Below are 16,702 nucleotides of genomic sequence, written 5' to 3' on the forward strand. Positions count from 1 at the left end.
CTGGAAGGTCAGCTTCCAGACCGTGGCGGCGCCGGTGCTGACCGCGGTGCTGTACCTGCTGATCTTCGGACACGTGCTCGAAGACCACGTGAAGGTCTACGACCGCATCGGCTACACCAGCTTCCTGATTCCGGGGCTGGTGATGATGAGCGTGCTGCAGAACGCCTTCGCCAACAGCAGTTCCTCGCTGATCCAGAGCAAGATCACCGGCAACCTGGTCTTCCTGCTGGTCACGCCGCTGTCGCACTGGGCCTGGTTCGCGGCCTATGTGGGCGCGTCGATGGTGCGCGGGCTGGTGGTCGGTGCCGGGGTGCTGCTCGTCACGGCGTGGTTCGCGCCGCTGCACGTCGCCGAGCCGTGGTGGATCGTGGTGTTCGCGGTGCTCGGCGCCGCCATGCTGGGCTCGCTGGGCCTGATCGCAGGGCTCTGGGCGGAGAAATTCGACCAGATGGCCGGCTTCCAGAACTTCATCATCATGCCAATGACGTTCCTCTCCGGCGTCTTCTACTCGGTGCACTCGCTGCCCGGGTTCTGGCAGACCGTCAGCCACCTGAACCCGTTCTTCTACATGATCGACGGCTTCCGGCGCGGCTTCTTCGGCGTGAGCGACGTGTCGCCTTGGTTCAGCCTCTCGGTGGTGGCCTCGGCCTTCGTTCTCGTCGCCGGGACGGCGCTGAACCTGCTGCGCACGGGCTACAAGCTCCGGCACTGAGGGCGCGCGCCGGCTCAGGGCCGCGATGGCGGTGGCAGCAGGCGGTCCAGCTTGTCTTCGACCTCGCCGATGCAGGCCGCCAGGCTGCGCTCCGATTCGCCGATGCGCGTGCGCGTCTCGGCCTCGACGCCTTCCAGTCGCGTGGCGAGCGAAGACATCTCGGCAGCGACGAACGCTCTCAGCTCCGTGAACCGCGATGCCTCCGCACTGTCGGCGAGCGCGCGCTGGGACTGCAGTTCCTTCGACATGCGGCGGGCTTCGCGGATCACGCCGGCCTGCTGGAACACGATGTAGCCGAGGAACAGCACGCACAGCGCGGCGGTGACGCCGAGCATGATCAGGCCGAGTGGCGCCTGGATCTGGGCGAAGCCCAGCGACAGCGACGTCGGCGCCATGAAGGCCGTCCAGTTGAGCAGCGTGAATGTGGCCAGCAGGGCCAGCACCAGGGCGATCAGGACAGAGCGCAGGCTCATCGTTGCACCTCACGGGCAGTGGCAACGAGGGCCGCCTCCGCGGCGTCCTCGTCGGGTTCACCGGCCGGACGCCGGGGTTCGGACAGCGTGATATCGAAGTCGAATGGCTTGCCCAGCAGCATCGACGGCAGCAGCGTGGAAGCTGCCGCATAAACCAGCAGCCCGCCATACAGCGCATCGGAGATGCCGTAGCGTTCGCGCAGGATGGTGGCCAGCACGAGCGTGAAGATCAGGGTCGGCGTGAGCGCCGTGGCCACGCGCAGGCTGGCCATCACGCTTTCGTCGCGATTGATCACCCGGCGCTGCAGCCACAGCGCGCCGATGCGCAGAGGCAGTACTGCGAGGGTGAGCGCGCCGCCGATCTGCAGCGCCTGCACTGTCATCGCGCCGCCCGGAACGGCCATGCCGCGGTGGAAGAAGTAGAACGGCACGAAGAACGATGCAAACAGCCGGATGGCATGCAGGTTGGCGTCGGACGCCAGGGCCGGCAGGCGCCGCCGCAGCAGCCGCGCGACGAAGCCTGCGAGGAAGGCGCCGACGAGGTAGTAGACGCCGAGCTGGTAGGTCAGGTAGGCGCTGATCAGACCGACCATGACGAGCAGCGAGAACTCGGAACCGGGTGCGTGCGGTGCGAGGTACCGGCCCAGCAGCATGAAGAGCAGCGGCAGGCCGACGATCATCGCCACCAGGGCCGCGCTGGACGCCGCGAGCTGCTGCGGTGAGGCCGCCTGCAGCACGACGAAGAGCACGGCCAGCGCGAGCAGTTCGCCGCCGACGGCCTTGATGGTCACCCAGTAGCGCTCAGGCGGCGTGAGACCCAGGCCCGCCAGGGTGTCGAGAATGAACCCGGTGGAGGGCGTGAGCAGGGCCAGTGCGAGCAGAGCGGCGGTCTGCCAGCCGAAGCCGAACAGGGTCATCGCCAGCCAGGCGCCGCCGGCCAGGGTCAGCGAGCGCACCAGGAGGTGGCCGAGCAGCGGCCACTTGCCCTTGGCCAGGTCCTCGGTGTCGATCTCCAGGCCGGCGAACAGGAACAGCGAGGAGATACCCAGCGTGGCCAGCAGCGCCAGCGTCGCCTCCTGCTCGAATCCGCTGAGCAGCGCCGTCGCGGCCATGCCCAGCCCGAAACTCGTCAACGGGGCCGGGATGCGCAGCCGCTGCAGTGCACGCGGTATGAGCACCAGGCCCACGATGAGCGCGAGGAACAGGATCTCGTCGGTGATGTGGGGCATTGCGGGGGCGAAACTGCCGCCGGCCCGGACATCCGGATCGGGCCACTAGAATAGCGCCCTCATGGCCGCCGACCCAACTCCCGCCGACGTGCAGCGCTTCATCGCGCAGGGTCTGGCCTGCGAACATCTCGAGGTCGAGGGCGACGGTCGGCACTTCTTCGCCACCATCGTGTCGGCCGAATTCGAGGGCGCCAGCCGCGTCAAGCGCCACCAGCGGGTCTACCAGGCCCTGGGCGATAGAATGCGCGAGCAGATCCACGCCCTGTCGATGAAGACGCTGACCCCCGCCGAATGGGCCGCACAGGCTGGTTCGGCCACCACCCACCACCACTGAACTCCGCCGCAGTGTTCACTGCGGCGCTCGGGCCTGCGCCCAGCGCGGGTCTCGGGAGCCGGGTGGGCATCGGGCCAGGCACTCCTCCTCATGGACAAACTCCTCATCCGCGGTGGCCGCCGGCTCGAAGGCGAAGTCGCCATCTCCGGCGCCAAGAACGCCGCGCTGCCTGAACTCTGTGCGGCGCTGCTGACTGGCGAGCCGGTCACTCTGTCCAACGTGCCGCGGCTGCAGGACGTGAGCACCACGCTCAAGCTGCTGCGCAACATGGGCGCCAAGGCCGAGCGCAGCGAGGCCCAGCCCGACGTGGTGTCGCTCGACGCCAACGAGGTCACCTCGCCGGAAGCCCCCTACGACCTCGTCAAGACGATGCGCGCCTCGATCCTGGTGCTCGGCCCGCTGCTGGCGCGCTTCGGCGAGGCGACGGTGTCGCTGCCCGGCGGCTGCGCGATCGGCTCGCGCCCGGTCGACCAGCACATCAAGGGCCTGCAGGCGATGGGCGCCGACATCCGCGTCGAGCACGGTTACATCCTCGCCAAGGCGAAGCGCCTGAAGGGCGCGCGCATCACCACCGACATGGTCACCGTGACCGGCACCGAGAACCTGCTGATGGCCGCCACGCTGGCCGAGGGCGAGACGGTGCTGGAGAACGCCGCGCAGGAGCCCGAGATCCCGGATCTCGCCGAGCTGCTGATCGCCATGGGCGCGAAGATCGAGGGCCACGGCACCAGCAGGATCCGCATCCGAGGCGTCGAGAAGCTGCACGGCGCCAGCCACCGCATCGTGCCCGACCGCATCGAGACCGGCACCTTCCTGTGCGCCGTGGCCGCGGCCGGCGGCGACGTGCTGCTGCGCGATGCGCGCGCCGACCACCTCGACGCGGTGATCGACAAGCTGCGCGAGGCGGGTGTGGCCATCGAGGCCGGCGAGGGCTGGATCCGCGTCCGCGGCCAGGGCCGGCCGAAGGCGGTGAGCTTCCGCACCAGCGAGTACCCGGCTTTCCCGACCGACATGCAGGCGCAATTCATGGCGCTGAACTGCATCGCCGAGGGTGCGAGCAAGGTCACCGAAACCATCTTTGAGAACCGCTTCATGCACGTCAACGAGCTGGTGCGCCTGGGCGCCAACATCGTCGTCGACGGCCACACGGCGGTGGTGCAGGGCGTCGAGAAGCTCTCCGGCGCGATCGTGATGGCCACCGACCTGCGCGCCTCGGCCAGCCTGGTGATCGCCGGCCTGGTGGCCAGCGGCGAGACGGTGGTCGACCGCATCTACCACCTCGACCGCGGCTACGACCGCATGGAAGCCAAGCTGCGCGGCATCGGCGCGGACATCGAGCGGATCAAATGAAGCCCCCTAGCTCACTTCGTTCGCGACCCCCCGAGGGGGCGCGCAGCGCCCTTCGGGCGGCCGGGCGGGCGCTGCCATGAACACCATGATCACACTGGCCCTGTCCAAGGGCCGCATCTTCGACGAGACCCTGCCACTGCTGAAGGCGGCTGGCATCGAGGTGGCCGAGGATCCGGAGAAGAGCCGCAAGCTCATCATCGGCACCAACAAGCCCGACGTGCGCATCGTGCTGGTGCGCGCCACCGACGTGCCCACCTACGTCCAGCACGGTGGCGCCGACCTCGGCGTGGTCGGCCGCGACACGCTGCTCGAGCACGGCGGCCAGGGCCTGTACCAGCCGCTCGACCTGCGGATCGCGAAGTGCCGCATGAGCGTGGCCGTGCGCGCCGACTTCGACTATGCCGGCGCAGTGAAGCAGGGCTCGCGGCTGCGGGTGGCCACCAAGTACACGCAGATCGCCCGTGATCACTTCGCCAACAAGGGCGTGCACGTCGACCTGATCAAGCTCTACGGCTCGATGGAGCTGGCGCCGCTGACCGGCCTGGCCGATGCGATCGTCGACCTGGTCTCCACCGGCAGCACGCTCAAGGCCAACCACCTCGTCGAGGTGGAGCAGATCATGCAGATCTCGTCGCGCCTGGTCGTCAACCAGGCCGCGCTCAAGCTCAAGCGCGAACCGATCCGCGCCATCATCGACGCGTTCGAATCCGCCGTCGGAAGCCAGCCATGACCGTCGCCCTCCGCCAGCTCGCCACCACCACCGCCGACTTCGAGGCCGAGTTCGCGCGCGTGCTGCACTGGTCGGCGGAGACCGATGCGGCGATCGAAGGTCGTGTGGCCGACATCCTCGCCGACGTCGAGCAGCGCGGCGATGCGGCGGTGCTGGAGTACACCCAGCGCTTCGACGGCCTCGCCGCGGCGTCGATGGCCGAACTCGAGATCACGCAGGCCGAACTGAATGCCGCGCTCGATCAGATCACGCCGGCGCAGCGGCGCGCGCTCGAAGCTGCCGCGGCGCGTGTGCGCGACTACCACCAGCGCCAGCTCGAGGCCTGCGGCCGCAGCTGGAGCTACCGCGACGCCGACGGCACGCTGCTCGGCCAGAAGGTCACGCCGCTGGACCGTGTCGGCATCTACGTGCCCGGTGGCAAGGCGGCCTATCCGTCGAGCGTGCTGATGAATGCGATCCCGGCCCACGTGGCTGGCGTCGGCGAGATCGTCATGGTCGTGCCCACGCCCAAGGGCGAACGCAATCCGCTCGTACTGGCCGCGGCGGCCGTGGCCGGCGTGAGCCGCGCCTTCACCATCGGCGGGGCGCAGGCGGTCGGCGCGCTGGCTCACGGCACGGCAACGGTCCCGGCCGTCGACAAGATCACCGGACCGGGCAACGCCTACGTGGCCAGCGCCAAGCGGCGCGTGTTCGGCAAGGTGGGCATCGACATGATCGCCGGCCCCAGCGAGATCCTCGTGCTGGCCGACGGCACGACGCCGGCCGATTGGGTGGCGATGGACCTGTTCAGCCAGGCCGAGCACGACGAGCTGGCACAGAGCATCCTGCTGTGTCCGGATGCCGGCTACATCGCGGCCGTGAAAGCCGAGATCGACCGACTGCTGCCCGGCATGCCGCGCCGCGACGTGATCCGTGCTTCGCTCGAAGGCCGCGGCGCGCTGATCCACACCCGCTCGATGGACGAGGCCTGCGCGATCAGCAACCGCATCGCGCCGGAGCACCTGGAAGTCTCCAGCCGCGAGCCGCATCGCTGGGAGCCGCTGCTCAGGCACGCCGGGGCGATCTTCCTCGGCGCGTTCACCAGCGAAAGCCTGGGCGACTACTGCGCCGGGCCGAACCACGTGCTGCCCACCTCCGGCACCGCACGCTTCAGTTCGCCGCTGGGCGTCTACGACTTCCAGAAGCGCAGCAGCCTGATCGAGGTGAGCGAGGCGGGAGCACAGGTGCTCGGCACCATCGCCGCCGAGCTGGCCTACGGCGAAGGGTTGCAGGCGCACGCGCAGGCTGCCGAGTTCCGCCTGAAGAAGGGCGGTGCGCGATGAGCCTCGCCGACCGCATGCAGAAGGTGATCCGCCAGGACGTGCAGTCGATGCACGCCTACGCGATCCAGCCGAGCGCCGGCTTCGTCAAGCTCGATGCGATGGAGAACCCGTTCCGCCTGCCGCCCGAACTGCAGCGCGAACTGGGCGAGCGGCTCGGCCGCGTGGCGATCAACCGCTACCCGACGCAGTGCGTGGCCGACGTGATCGCCGCGCTCACCGCGTATGTGAAGCCACCGGCGGGCTGCAAGCTGATGCTGGGCAACGGCTCGGACGAGCTGATCAGCCTGCTGGCGCTGGCCTGCGATGTTCCCGGCGCGACCATCCTCGCGCCGCTGCCCGGCTTCGTGATGTACGAGATGTCGGCGAAGCTGCAGGGGCTGAAGTTCGTCGGCGTGCCGCTGACGGCCGACTTCGAGCTCGACGAGGCGGCGATGCTCGCGGCCATCGAGCAGCACCGCCCGGCGATCACCTACATCGCCTACCCGAACAACCCGACGGCCAACCTGTTCGACGACGCCGTCATCGACCGCATCGTCGCCGCGGTGGGCAAGCAGAACGGCCTGGTGGTCTTCGACGAGGCCTACCAGCCGTTCTCGTCGAAGACCTGGATGCAGCGCATGGCCGCGCACGAGCATGTGCTGGTGATGCGCACGCTGTCCAAGTTCGGCCTGGCCGGCGTGCGCCTGGGCTACATGGCCGGTGCCGCCGCGCTGATCGACGAGATCGACAAGGTGCGCCCGCCGTACAACATCAGCGTGCTCAATGCCGAGGCGACGTTGTTCGCCCTCGAGCATGCCGGCGAGTTCGCGCGCCAGGCCGCCATCCTGCGCGAGGAGCGAGGCCGCCTGCAGCAGGCGCTGGCCGCGATGCCCGGCGTGGAGCCGTTCCCCAGCGAGGCCAACATGATCCTGGTGCGCGTGCCCGACTCGAAGCGCGCCTTCGAGGGCATGAAGCAGCGCGGCGTGCTGGTCAAGCACATCGCGGGGCTGCATCCGCTGCTGGCCAACTGCCTGCGCCTGACGGTGGGCACGCCGGAAGAGAACACCCTGATGATCGACGCCCTGAAAGCGAGCCTGTGAAATGAGCGACCGCCAAGCCGACGTCACCCGCAACACCAAGGAGACGCAGATCCGCGTCCAGCTCAACCTCGACGGCACCGGCGAGGCGAAGCTTGCCACCGGCATCGGCTTCTTCGACCACATGCTCGACCAGATCGCCCGCCACGGGCTGATCGACCTCGACATCGCCGCGAAGGGTGACCTGCACATCGACGGCCACCACACGGTGGAAGACGTCGGCATCACGCTGGGCATGGCGGTGGCCAAGGCGGTGGGCGACAAGAAGGGCCTGACGCGCTACGGCCACGCCTACGTGCCGCTGGACGAGGCGCTGTCGCGCGTGGTGGTCGACTTCTCCGGCCGCCCGGGCCTGCACATGAACGTGCCGTTCAAGGCCGGCATGGTGGGCGGCTTCGACACCCAGCTGACCTACGAGTTCTTCCAGGGCTTCGCCAACCACGCGCTGGTGACGCTTCACATCGACAACCTCAAGGGCGACAACGCCCACCACCAGGCCGAGACGGTGTTCAAGGCCTTCGGGCGGGCCTTGCGCATGGCGCTGGCGATCGACCCGCGTTCGGCCGGCGTCATCCCCTCCACCAAGGGCAGCCTCTGAGATGGCCAGGACCGTCGCCGTGGTGGATTACGGCATGGGCAACCTGCGCTCGGTGTCGCAGGCGGTGATGCACGTCACCCAGGGCACCGGCTTCGAGGTGATCGTCACCAGCCGGCCGGAAGAGGTGTTCGCCGCCGAGCGCATCGTGCTGCCGGGGCAGGGCGCCATGCCCGACTGCATGCGTGAGCTGCGCGATTCCGGGCTGCAGGAGGCGGTGCTCGACGCCGCCGCGCGCAAGCCGATGATGGGCGTGTGCGTGGGCATGCAGATGCTGCTGTCGCGCAGCGAGGAAGGGCCCACTGACGGGCTGGGCCTGATCCCGGGCGAGGTGGTGCGCTTCCGGCTGGAAGGACAGAAGCAGCCCGACGGCAGCCGCTACAAGGTGCCGCAGATGGGCTGGAACCAGGTGGTTCAGGCGCGGCCGCACCCGATCTGGGCCGGCGTACCGGACAGCGCGTACTTCTATTTCGTGCACAGCTTCTACGCCCGCCCGTCGGACGCGCGCCACAGCGTCGGCAAGACCGACTACGGCGAGCGCTTTACCTGCGCGGTGGCCCGGGATAATATTTTTGCGACGCAGTTCCACCCCGAGAAGAGCGCCGAGCACGGCCTCGCGCTGTACCGAAACTTCCTGCACTGGAATCCCTGAAGGCTTTCCCCTGCACACCTCACCTCCTCGGGTGCCCCCTCTTCCCCACCACGCCCATCGGCCATGCTGCTGATCCCCGCGATTGACCTGAAAGACGGTCGATGTGTTCGCCTCAAGCAGGGCGACATGAGCGAGTCCACCACCTTCGGTGAAGACCCGGCCGCGATGGCGCGGCGATGGGTCGATGCCGGAGCGCGGCGCTTGCACCTCGTCGACCTCAACGGCGCCTTCGCCGGCAAGCCTGTCAACGAGGGTGCCATCAAGGCGATCCTCGCCGAGGTGGGCGACGAGATCCCGGTGCAGCTCGGCGGCGGCATCCGCGACCTCGACACCATCGAGCGCTACCTCGACGACGGGCTGAGCTACATCATCATCGGCACGGCCGCGGTGAAGAACCCCGGCTTCCTGCACGACGCCTGCACGGCCTTCGGCGGCCACATCATCGTCGGCCTGGACGCCAAGGACGGCAAGGTCGCCACCGACGGCTGGAGCAAGCTCACCGGGCACGAGGTGGTTGACCTGGCGAAGAAGTTCCAGGACTACGGCGTCGAGGGCGTGATCTACACCGACATCGGCCGCGACGGCATGCTCAGCGGCATCAACATCGAAGCGACCGTCAAGCTGGCGCAGGCGCTCACCATCCCGGTGATCGCCTCGGGCGGCCTGTCGAACATGGCCGACATCGAGAAGCTCTGCGCCGTCGAGTCCGAGGGCATCGAAGGCGTGATCTGCGGCCGGGCGATCTACACCGGCGACCTCGACTTCGCAGCGGCGCAGGCGCGCGCCGACGAACTCAACGGCGAGGCCTGACCCCTTTGCTGGCCAAGCGCATCATCCCCTGCCTCGACGTCACCGGCGGCCGGGTCGTCAAGGGCGTCAATTTCGTCGAGCTGCGCGACGCCGGCGATCCGGTGGAGATCGCCGCGCGCTACAACGACCAGGGCGCCGACGAGCTCACCTTCCTCGACATCACCGCCACCAGCGACGGGCGCGACCTCATCCTGCACATCATCGAGGCGGTGGCCTCGCAGGTGTTCATCCCGCTCACCGTCGGCGGCGGCGTGCGCACGGTCGACGACGTGCGCCGCCTGCTCAATGCCGGCGCCGACAAGGTCAGCTTCAACTCGGCCGCGGTGGCCAACCCGCAGGTGATCCGCGACGCCTCGGCCAAGTACGGGGCGCAGTGCATCGTGGTAGCGATCGACGCCAAGCGCCGGCATGGCGACGACCTCGCCGCGCGTGGCCCCGGCTGGGACGTCTACACCCACGGCGGCCGCAAGAACGTGGGTCTCGACGCCGTCGCCTGGGCGAGGCAGATGGCCGAGCACGGCGCCGGCGAGATCCTGCTGACCAGCATGGATCGCGACGGCACCAAGATCGGCTTCGACCTCGAACTCACCCGTGCAGTGAGCGACGCGGTGGACGTGCCGGTGATCGCCTCGGGCGGCGTCGGCGCGCTGGAGCACCTGTCCGAAGGCATCCGCATCGGCGGGGCGGATGCGGTGCTGGCCGCCAGCATCTTCCACTACGGCGAATTCACCGTCGGCCAGGCCAAGGCACTGCTGGCGCGCGACGGCATCCCGGTGCGGCTGTGAGGCCCGCCCCGCGCGGCGCGGCGCTGCCGCATGAAGTCCGCATCATCGGCGGCCAGTGGAAGCGCTCCAAGCTGCCGGTGGCCGATCGCCCCGGGCTGCGCCCCACGCCCGACCGCGTGCGCGAGACCCTCTTCAACTGGCTGGGCGCCGATCTCGACGGCTGGCGCTGCCTCGATGCCTTCGCCGGCTCGGGCGCGCTCGGCTTCGAGGCCGCCTCGCGCGGGGCCAGCGAGGTCGTGCTGCTCGAGCGCGACCGCGCGCTGGCGGCCAGCCTGAACCAGTCGCGCGAGCGGCTGAAGGCGGCCACGCTGCGCGTCGAGTGCGCCGATGCGCTGGGCTGGATGGCGGCGTGCGCGCCGCAGCGATTCGAGATCGTCTTCGTCGATCCGCCGTTCGATGCGCAGCTCTTCGCGCCAGCGCTCGCGGCTGCGGCGAGGCTGGCCGTGCCCGACGGCTTCGTCTACCTGGAAGCCGATCGGGAGTTCCGCGCCGAGGAGGTCGCGCCGCTCGGACTGACCGTGCACCGCCACCTGCGCGCCGGCCAGGTGCACGCTCACCTGTTACGAGTTGCTTCTGGCGGCTGAGGCGCGGCTACACTGCGCCGAAAAACTCAACGAGGGAACGCGCCTTGACCTCCGTCACCCGCCTCACCGCCGTCTACCCGGGCACCTTCGATCCGATGACCCTGGGCCATGAAGACCTGATGCGCCGGGCCAGCGGCCTGTTCGAGCGGCTGATCCTTGCCGTGGCGGCCGGCCACCACAAGCGCACCATGTTCACCATCGCCGAGCGGCTGGAGATCGCCGCCGAGCTGGCGGCAAAGTACCCCAACGTCGAGGTGATGGCCTTCCGCGGCCTGCTGCGCGACTTCGTCGTCGGCCACGGCGGCAAGGTGGTGGTGCGCGGCCTGCGCGCGGTCAGCGACTTCGAGTACGAGTTCCAGATGGCCGGCATGAACCGCCAGCTGATGCCCGAGGTCGAGACGCTGTTCCTCACCCCCAGCGACCAGTTCCAGTTCGTCTCCGGCACCTTCGTGCGCGAGATTGCCACCCTCGGCGGTGATGTCTCCAAGTTCGTGTCACCCTCGGTCCTTGAACGCTTGCGCGACCGCGTCAAATCGACCGAGAGCTGAGATGGCCCTGCTCATCACCGACGAGTGCATCAACTGCGACGTCTGCGAGCCCGAGTGCCCGAACCAGGCGATCTCGATGGGCCCGGAGATCTACCAGATCGACCCGAACCGCTGCACCGAGTGTGTGGGCCACTTCGACGAGCCGCAGTGCGTGCAGGTGTGCCCGGTCAGCTGCATTCCGGTCGACCCGGCGCACGTGGAGAGCAAGGAAACGCTGTGGGAGAAGTACTGCCGCCTGCAGGCCGCGGCCGCCGCTCCGGCTGCGCGCTGATCAGGGCTTCGGGTTCTTCGGCACCACCGCGGTGAAGACCTCGCCCTGAGGTTTCGGCTTCTTCCGCGAAGTTGGCTTGCTCGCCGCCCTGGCGGGCGCGGACGCGGCTCGCTGCGGCCCGAGTGAGGCGATGGCCGGTTTCTTCGCCGAGCGTTTCTCCTGTGCGCGCCGCTCCCGTTCCATGTCGCGGGCGCGGCGCTTCTCGGCGGCGGCCGCACGCCGCGCCTCGGCTCGCTGCGCCGCGCTGCGCGGGTCGGTGGTGTCGACCACCGTGCCGCCGGGGCAGGGCGTCTGCGAGTAGGTTCCGCCGCCGCAGCGGTAGACCGGCGCGGCCGAGACTGCGGCGCTGGCGCAGGCCAGCACGACGGCGGGGATCCAGTGCTTCATGGCGTGGGCTCCGGTCGAGGGGGCTTGGGGCGCGGCGGCTTGGCATGCACCTTCATCATGGCGCGCTCCATCTCGCCGGCGAGCATCAGGTCGAGCGCCGTCATCGCCTGCGCGATCGACTTCTCGATCGCCTCGCGGTGTTCGGCCGAGGGCTTCTTCAGCACGTAGTTCACCACCTCGGCCTTCACGCCCGGATGGCCGATGCCCAGGCGCAGCCGCCAGTAGTCGGCGCTGCCGAGCTGGGCGTGGATATCCTTCAGGCCGTTGTGGCCGGCGTGGCTACCGCCGAGCTTCATCTTCACCTGGCCGGGCGGCAGGTCGAGCTCGTCGTGGGCGACGAGGATCTCGTCCGGTGCGATCTTGAAGAAGCGCGCCAGCGCCGCCACCGACTTGCCCGAGGCGTTCATGTAGGTCATCGGCTCGAGCAACCACACCGGACCGTTCGGCGTATTCGCGCGCGCCGCCAAGCCGAAATAGCTGCGCTCGGGCACCAGCGACGCCTTCAGCGCGCGCGCGACCTCGTCGATGAACCAGAACCCGGCGTTGTGCCGGGTGGCTTCGTATTCCGCGCCCGGGTTGCCCAGGCCGACCAGCAATCGGATCATGCGGCGGATTATCGGCGTCGGGCGGGCATGAAAAAGCCCCGCCGAGGCGGGGCTCCGAAGGGGGATGCGGCAGGTGCCGCCGCCCTCACTTCTTGTTCTGCTTCTCGTCCTTCTTGCCCTTGGCCGGCGCAGCAGCGGGGGCGGCGGCCGGGGCCGGTGCGGCTTCCTCTTCCTCAGACTGCATCGAGACCGAGACGATCACCGGATCCTTCTTGCCATGCGTGACGACCTTGACGCCATCTGCCAGCTTCAGGTCGCTGACGTGCAGCGACTGGCCCTTGGACAGGTTGCCCAGGTCGACCGTCAGGAATTCGGGCAACTGCGAGGCCAGGCACTGGATCTGCACCTCGGTGACCACGTGGTTGACGAGGCACTTGTCGGTCTTGACGGCCGGCGAGTTCTCCTCGTTGACGAAGTGCAGCGGCACCTTCTTCGTGACCTTGGTGGTCTTGTCGACGCGCTGGAAGTCCACGTGCAGCACGACGGGCTTGAAAGCGTGCATCTGGTAGTCGCGCAGCAGCACCTGCTCGCTCTTGCCGTTGAGTTCCATCTCGAGCAGCGACGAGTGGAAGGCTTCCTTCTTCAGCGCGAAGAACAGGGCGTTGTGATCGAGCTCGATCATCGTGGGCGTGCCGGCACCGTAGACGATGCCAGGCACCTTTTGCGCATTGCGCAGGCGGCGGCTCGCTCCGGTGCCCTGCAACTTGCGCTCGTAGGCGACGAATTTCATGGTGACTCCAGGTGGATGTGAACGGGCGCCCGCGACCAGGCTCCCCGCTTAGAAGTTCGCGTTTTGCTCCGCGAACAGGGACGTGACGGACTCGCCGTCGGAAATGCGGCGGATGGTCTCCGCGAAGAGGAAAGCCACCGACAGCTGGCGGACCTTGGAGCAGGCCTTGCCGGCGTCGTTGAGCGGAATGGTGTTGGTGATCACGACCTCGTCGAGCGCCGAGGACTTGATGCGCTCGATCGCCGGGCCGGAGAACACGGCGTGAGTGCAGTAGGCGTACACGCTCTTGGCGCCGCGCTCCTTGAGCACCTCGGCCGCCTTCACCAGCGTGCCGGCGGTGTCGATCATGTCGTCCATGATCACGCAGTTGCGGCCCTCGATCTCGCCGATGACGTGCATCACCTCGGAGACGTTCGCCTTCGGGCGGCGCTTGTCGATGATGGCCAGGTCGCAGCCGAGCTGCTTGGCCAGCGCGCGGGCGCGCACCACGCCGCCGACGTCGGGCGACACGACCACGAGGTCACTGTAGCGCTTGCCCTGCAGGTCGGCCAGCAGCACCGGCGAGGCGTAGATGTTGTCGACGGGAATGTCGAAGAAGCCCTGGATCTGGTCGGCGTGCAGGTCCATGGTCAGCAGTCGCTCGACGCCGACCGCTTCCAGCATGTTGGCCACGACCTTGGCGCTGATCGGCACCCGGGTGGAGCGCGGGCGGCGGTCCTGGCGGGCGTAGCCGAAATAGGGGATGACGGCGGTGACTCTCCTGGCCGAGGCGCGCTTGAGCGCGTCGACCATGATGCACAGCTCCATCAGGTTCTCGTTGGTCGGCGCGCAGGTCGGCTGCACCACGAAGATGTCGCGGGCGCGGACGTTCTGCTCGATCTCGATGTCGACTTCGCCGTCGGAGAAGCGGCCGACCTTGGCCTTGCCGAGCTCGATGCCCAGGTGCGTCGCGATTTCCTGGGCCAGCGCCGGGTTGGCGTTGCCGGTGAACAGCACGGTGTTGAACAGCACGATCGCTCCGTCAGGTCTTGCCGGGCTCGTTGCGCACCGGGACGGATCCACTCGATCCGTCAGGAGATTTGGCAGGGGAGGAAGGACTCGAACCCTCGCATGTCGGAATCAAAATCCGATGCCTTAACCAACTTGGCGACTCCCCTACACCGGTCCGCCACTTTCGCGCCGAACCTTCAACCGGTCTCAGTCCGGAGCCCAACCGACGAGCGGATGCTGCTCCAGGCTGCGGCACATTCGCCCCACCCACCCCGGCGGAAGATCCGCCGGCATTGTCGCCATGGGTTCGGCGCCCTCTGTGCCCATATTTCCTGCTCTCGCGAACACCGCGCTGCCCGACCCGGTCATCCGTGCGTTGCCGAAGCGCCGCCGCAGGAGTTCCAGGGCAGTGACTACGTCCGCACAGTGCGCTTCGGCAGGCGGCTGCAAGTCGTTGCGGCCGAATCCGTCGAGCACACGGCGTACGCTGCCAGCCGTGTCTGCAAGAAAGCCCGCAAGTATAACAGCTTCGGTGTCTCGCACCAGCAGCGGGCTGCCGAAGATCGCACGGGTCTCGATGGACGCCGCCGGCTTGAGCACCGCCAGCCAGACGGGCGGTATCGGAAGCGGCGTCAGGCGCTCGCCGATGCCCTCGACGAAGGCGTTGCGCCCGCCGATGAAGAACGGCACGTCGGCGCCCAGCTTCAGGCCGAGGGCGGCCAGTCGCTCGCGTGGCCAGTTCAGGCCCCACAGTCGGTTGAGTGCCAGCAGCGTGCTGGCCGCATCCGAACTGCCGCCGCCCATGCCGGCGCCCCAGGGCAAGCGCTTGTCGATCGAGATATCGGCACCCAGCGCCGTGCCGCTTTCCGCCTGCAGCAGCCGCGCGGCGCGCAGGCAGAGGTCGTCGACGGGCAGGGCGGGCCCGAGGTCGTGGCGGGCGAGCTTGCCGTCGCCACGACGTTCGAAGTGCAGGGTGTCGGCCCAGTCGATCAGTACGAAGACTGACTGCAGCAGGTGGTAGCCGTCGTCCCGGCGGCCGATCACGTGCAGGAACAGGTTGAGCTTGGCCGGCGCGGCGACCTCGTACAGGGCGGTGAGGCTCATCGGCCGATCAGCTCCGATCCAGCTTGACGCGCACCGTGACCGCCGGCGCCGTCTCGCGCACGGCGACGATGGTGTCGTCGGCGAAGCGCGCCAGGTCCACCGACCAGCCGAGCTGGCGGAAGCCCGGCGGATTGGCCTCGTGCGCCGCGCCCGGCCAGGGACGGCCGTGCAGCCAGTCGAACATCGCGGCCACGGGCAGGCTTTCGCCGAGCACCTCGCGGGTCAGCGCGTCGAGGCTGGCGAATGGCGTCTCGCCCTGCGGGGTGACAAGTACGACGCGGCCCGGCTGCCATCGGGCCTGTGCCATCACTTGTCCCGTGGGCGTGGCCAGATCGAGCCGGCCGGCCTCGGGCGCGCCGCGCAGCTCGAAGGCCGCCACCACGGAGCGCGGCTGTTCCTCACCCGTCGCCTCGACACGCAGCGCCAGTCGCCCCGACAGGCTGTCTCCGGCCAGAGGCGCGCTGTCACGCGGCAGCGACGTGCACGCCGCCAGCAGTGCCGCCAGCGGCAGCGCCAGCACGGCGCCGCGTCGCCTCACAGATCCACCCGCAAGCGGGCGAGCGTCTCGCGCAGCACGTCGTTGCCGCTGTCGCGCGTCTTCGCCTCACGCCAGACGCGGCGGGCCTCGTCCTGCTGGCCCATCACCCAGAGCACTTCGCCGAGATGGGCGGCGATTTCGGGATCGGGGCGGGCGCGGTAGGCCTGCTGCAGCAGGCGCAGGGCTTCGGCGCGATTGCCGAGCCGGTACTCGACCCAGCCGAGGCTGTCGGTGATGAAGGGCTCGCCCGGGCTCAGCTCGAGCGCCTTCTTGATCAGGTCGCGCGCCTCGCCCAGGCGCTGGTTGCGCTCGGCCAGCGAGTAGCCCAGTGCGTTGTACGCATGATGGTGGTCGGGCTTGAGCTCGATGACCTTGCGCAGCAGCCGCTCCATCTCGTCCATGCGATCGAGCTTCTCGGCCATCATCGACTGCTCGTAGAGCAGGTCGACGTCGTCGGGGAACTGGCGGTTGGCCTGTTCGAGTACCGCGTTGGCGTCCTTCCAGGCCTTGACGTCACGCAGCACCTGGGCTTCGGCGAGCAACTTGGAGCGGGCGTCGGCCGCCGTCTTCTCCGGCACGCGCCGCAGCAGCTCACGAGCTTCCTTGATCTTGCCCTGCCGGGCCAGCAGCGTGGCGCGGCGCGTCTGCACCTCGAGCGCGCGCTGCGGGTTATCGACCTTAGCCAGCCAGGCCTCCGCGGCCTTGAAGTCGCGCTGCTGCTCGGCCGCCTGGGCCAGCAGCAGCCAGGCCTGCGTGCGGCCTTGCTCGCGCAGGTCCGCCGGGCTGCCGCCCCCTTCCTCGTCGTCGTCGGCTGGCGCGGCCGGGGCGGAGGGCGCCGCCTCGAGCTTCTCCAGATAGGTCTTCAGGGCCACGCTCG

Annotated in this window: 22 protein-coding genes and 1 tRNA gene; 13 read left to right on the plus strand and 10 right to left on the minus strand. The window is 68.9% G+C overall.

The annotated features are described in order from the left end of the window. A partial coding sequence (locus AB7U92_RS06115) for an ABC transporter permease (protein WP_428575296.1) occupies window positions 1-712 on the plus strand: 712 nt, incomplete at its 5' end. 14 nt (window positions 713-726) lie between these two features. Here the strand turns inward: AB7U92_RS06115 and AB7U92_RS06120 are convergent. Together AB7U92_RS06120 and AB7U92_RS06125 are read right to left on the minus strand one after the other, a co-directional pair. Then, on the minus strand, window positions 727-1,185 hold the full coding sequence (locus AB7U92_RS06120) for a LapA family protein (protein WP_428575297.1): 459 nt from the start codon (window positions 1,183-1,185) through the stop codon (window positions 727-729). After that, window positions 1,182-2,414 carry a cation:proton antiporter gene (locus AB7U92_RS06125; RefSeq protein WP_428575298.1) on the minus strand — a complete coding sequence of 411 codons (1,233 nt, stop codon included), beginning with the start codon at window positions 2,412-2,414 and terminating at the stop codon, window positions 1,182-1,184. Before AB7U92_RS06125 ends, AB7U92_RS06120 begins: the two co-directional genes overlap by 4 nt. A 61-nt stretch (window positions 2,415-2,475) precedes the next feature. Here AB7U92_RS06125 and AB7U92_RS06130 point away from each other — a divergent pair, with 61 nt between their 5' ends. From AB7U92_RS06130 to AB7U92_RS06185, 12 genes are all read left to right on the plus strand, one after another. After that, on the plus strand, window positions 2,476-2,748 hold the full coding sequence (locus AB7U92_RS06130; protein WP_428575299.1) for a BolA family protein: 273 nt from the start codon (window positions 2,476-2,478) through the stop codon (window positions 2,746-2,748). 90 nt (window positions 2,749-2,838) lie between these two features. Then, window positions 2,839-4,098 carry a UDP-N-acetylglucosamine 1-carboxyvinyltransferase gene (gene murA / locus AB7U92_RS06135; RefSeq protein WP_428575300.1) on the plus strand — a complete coding sequence of 420 codons (1,260 nt, stop codon included), beginning with the start codon at window positions 2,839-2,841 and terminating at the stop codon, window positions 4,096-4,098. Window positions 4,099-4,183: 85 nt separating this feature from the next. After that, window positions 4,184-4,828, plus strand: coding sequence for an ATP phosphoribosyltransferase (gene hisG / locus AB7U92_RS06140; protein WP_428575317.1), 645 nt, complete (start codon window positions 4,184-4,186; stop codon window positions 4,826-4,828). Further along, the gene (hisD, locus tag AB7U92_RS06145; protein WP_428575301.1) at window positions 4,825-6,150 is read left to right on the plus strand and encodes a histidinol dehydrogenase; all 1,326 of its coding nucleotides are present in this window, start codon (window positions 4,825-4,827) and stop codon (window positions 6,148-6,150) included. The genes hisG and hisD overlap by 4 nt, the downstream gene beginning before the upstream one ends. Continuing rightward, on the plus strand, window positions 6,147-7,229 hold the full coding sequence (gene hisC, locus AB7U92_RS06150) for a histidinol-phosphate transaminase (RefSeq protein WP_428575302.1): 1,083 nt from the start codon (window positions 6,147-6,149) through the stop codon (window positions 7,227-7,229). Before hisD ends, hisC begins: the two co-directional genes overlap by 4 nt. 1 nt (window position 7,230) lies before the next feature. After that, the gene (gene hisB / locus AB7U92_RS06155; protein ID WP_428575303.1) at window positions 7,231-7,824 is read left to right on the plus strand and encodes an imidazoleglycerol-phosphate dehydratase HisB; all 594 of its coding nucleotides are present in this window, start codon (window positions 7,231-7,233) and stop codon (window positions 7,822-7,824) included. 1 nt (window position 7,825) lies between these two features. Continuing rightward, the gene (gene hisH / locus AB7U92_RS06160; RefSeq protein ID WP_428575304.1) at window positions 7,826-8,473 is read left to right on the plus strand and encodes an imidazole glycerol phosphate synthase subunit HisH; all 648 of its coding nucleotides are present in this window, start codon (window positions 7,826-7,828) and stop codon (window positions 8,471-8,473) included. 63 nt (window positions 8,474-8,536) lie between these two features. Further along, window positions 8,537-9,283: a 1-(5-phosphoribosyl)-5-[(5-phosphoribosylamino)methylideneamino]imidazole-4-carboxamide isomerase gene (gene hisA, locus AB7U92_RS06165; protein ID WP_428575305.1), complete on the plus strand. Its 747-nt coding sequence runs from the start codon at window positions 8,537-8,539 to the stop codon at window positions 9,281-9,283. A 5-nt stretch (window positions 9,284-9,288) separates the two neighbouring features. Further along, window positions 9,289-10,068, plus strand: a complete 780-nt coding sequence (gene hisF, locus AB7U92_RS06170; protein WP_428575306.1) for an imidazole glycerol phosphate synthase subunit HisF — start codon at window positions 9,289-9,291, stop codon at window positions 10,066-10,068. Beyond that, a complete protein-coding gene (gene rsmD / locus AB7U92_RS06175) occupies window positions 10,065-10,652 on the plus strand; it encodes a 16S rRNA (guanine(966)-N(2))-methyltransferase RsmD (RefSeq protein WP_428575307.1) in 588 nt (195 codons plus the stop codon). The genes hisF and rsmD overlap by 4 nt, the downstream gene beginning before the upstream one ends. Before the next feature lie 44 nt (window positions 10,653-10,696). Continuing rightward, window positions 10,697-11,200: a pantetheine-phosphate adenylyltransferase gene (coaD, locus tag AB7U92_RS06180; RefSeq protein ID WP_428575308.1), complete on the plus strand. Its 504-nt coding sequence runs from the start codon at window positions 10,697-10,699 to the stop codon at window positions 11,198-11,200. Window position 11,201: 1 nt separating this feature from the next. Beyond that, window positions 11,202-11,471 carry a YfhL family 4Fe-4S dicluster ferredoxin gene (locus tag AB7U92_RS06185; RefSeq protein ID WP_428575309.1) on the plus strand — a complete coding sequence of 90 codons (270 nt, stop codon included), beginning with the start codon at window positions 11,202-11,204 and terminating at the stop codon, window positions 11,469-11,471. Here the strand turns inward: AB7U92_RS06185 and AB7U92_RS06190 are convergent, their stop codons facing one another. The 8 genes from AB7U92_RS06190 to AB7U92_RS06225 form a co-directional block, all read right to left on the minus strand. Then, a complete protein-coding gene (locus AB7U92_RS06190; RefSeq protein WP_428575310.1) occupies window positions 11,472-11,858 on the minus strand; it encodes a hypothetical protein in 387 nt (128 codons plus the stop codon). Beyond that, a complete protein-coding gene (gene pth / locus AB7U92_RS06195; protein ID WP_428575311.1) occupies window positions 11,855-12,463 on the minus strand; it encodes an aminoacyl-tRNA hydrolase in 609 nt (202 codons plus the stop codon). Before pth ends, AB7U92_RS06190 begins: the two co-directional genes overlap by 4 nt. An 85-nt stretch (window positions 12,464-12,548) precedes the next feature. Further along, window positions 12,549-13,193 (minus strand): 50S ribosomal protein L25/general stress protein Ctc, encoded by a 645-nt coding sequence (locus AB7U92_RS06200; RefSeq protein WP_428575312.1) that lies wholly within the window; start codon window positions 13,191-13,193, stop codon window positions 12,549-12,551. A 48-nt stretch (window positions 13,194-13,241) separates the two neighbouring features. Beyond that, window positions 13,242-14,204 carry a ribose-phosphate pyrophosphokinase gene (locus AB7U92_RS06205; RefSeq protein ID WP_428575313.1) on the minus strand — a complete coding sequence of 321 codons (963 nt, stop codon included), beginning with the start codon at window positions 14,202-14,204 and terminating at the stop codon, window positions 13,242-13,244. 69 nt (window positions 14,205-14,273) lie between these two features. After that, window positions 14,274-14,350 (minus strand) — tRNA-Gln (locus AB7U92_RS06210). Between the two features lie 40 nt (window positions 14,351-14,390). Beyond that, window positions 14,391-15,287, minus strand: a complete 897-nt coding sequence (gene ispE / locus AB7U92_RS06215; RefSeq protein ID WP_428575314.1) for a 4-(cytidine 5'-diphospho)-2-C-methyl-D-erythritol kinase — start codon at window positions 15,285-15,287, stop codon at window positions 14,391-14,393. A gap of 7 nt (window positions 15,288-15,294) precedes the next feature. Next, entirely contained in the window at window positions 15,295-15,825 is a 531-nt protein-coding gene (locus AB7U92_RS06220) for an outer membrane lipoprotein LolB (protein ID WP_428575315.1), read from the minus strand. Beyond that, window positions 15,822-16,702, minus strand: an 881-nt coding sequence (locus AB7U92_RS06225) for a tetratricopeptide repeat protein (RefSeq protein ID WP_428575316.1), incomplete at its 5' end; no start/stop codon positions are given. The genes AB7U92_RS06220 and AB7U92_RS06225, both read right to left, overlap by 4 nt.

It is taken from the genome of Piscinibacter sp., assembly GCF_050175855.1.
In the GTDB taxonomy this organism is placed as follows: domain Bacteria; phylum Pseudomonadota; class Gammaproteobacteria; order Burkholderiales; family Burkholderiaceae_C; genus Piscinibacter.

Bases quoted from the DNA above. Each gene is read 5' to 3' on its own strand.
- AB7U92_RS06120 (WP_428575297.1), bottom strand. From the start codon at position 1,185: ATGAGCCTGCGCTCTGTCCTGATCGCCCTGGTGCTGGCCCTGCTGGCC.
- AB7U92_RS06125 (WP_428575298.1), bottom strand. From the start codon at position 2,414: ATGCCCCACATCACCGACGAGATCCTGTTCCTCGCGCTCATCGTGGGC.
- AB7U92_RS06130 (WP_428575299.1), top strand. From the start codon at position 2,476: ATGGCCGCCGACCCAACTCCCGCCGACGTGCAGCGCTTCATCGCGCAG.
- murA (WP_428575300.1), top strand. From the start codon at position 2,839: ATGGACAAACTCCTCATCCGCGGTGGCCGCCGGCTCGAAGGCGAAGTC.
- hisG (WP_428575317.1), top strand. From the start codon at position 4,184: ATGATCACACTGGCCCTGTCCAAGGGCCGCATCTTCGACGAGACCCTG.
- hisD (WP_428575301.1), top strand. From the start codon at position 4,825: ATGACCGTCGCCCTCCGCCAGCTCGCCACCACCACCGCCGACTTCGAG.
- hisC (WP_428575302.1), top strand. From the start codon at position 6,147: ATGAGCCTCGCCGACCGCATGCAGAAGGTGATCCGCCAGGACGTGCAG.
- hisB (WP_428575303.1), top strand. From the start codon at position 7,231: ATGAGCGACCGCCAAGCCGACGTCACCCGCAACACCAAGGAGACGCAG.
- hisH (WP_428575304.1), top strand. From the start codon at position 7,826: ATGGCCAGGACCGTCGCCGTGGTGGATTACGGCATGGGCAACCTGCGC.
- hisA (WP_428575305.1), top strand. From the start codon at position 8,537: ATGCTGCTGATCCCCGCGATTGACCTGAAAGACGGTCGATGTGTTCGC.
- AB7U92_RS06185 (WP_428575309.1), top strand. From the start codon at position 11,202: ATGGCCCTGCTCATCACCGACGAGTGCATCAACTGCGACGTCTGCGAG.
- AB7U92_RS06190 (WP_428575310.1), bottom strand. From the start codon at position 11,858: ATGAAGCACTGGATCCCCGCCGTCGTGCTGGCCTGCGCCAGCGCCGCA.
- pth (WP_428575311.1), bottom strand. From the start codon at position 12,463: ATGATCCGATTGCTGGTCGGCCTGGGCAACCCGGGCGCGGAATACGAA.
- AB7U92_RS06200 (WP_428575312.1), bottom strand. From the start codon at position 13,193: ATGAAATTCGTCGCCTACGAGCGCAAGTTGCAGGGCACCGGAGCGAGC.
- ispE (WP_428575314.1), bottom strand. From the start codon at position 15,287: ATGAGCCTCACCGCCCTGTACGAGGTCGCCGCGCCGGCCAAGCTCAAC.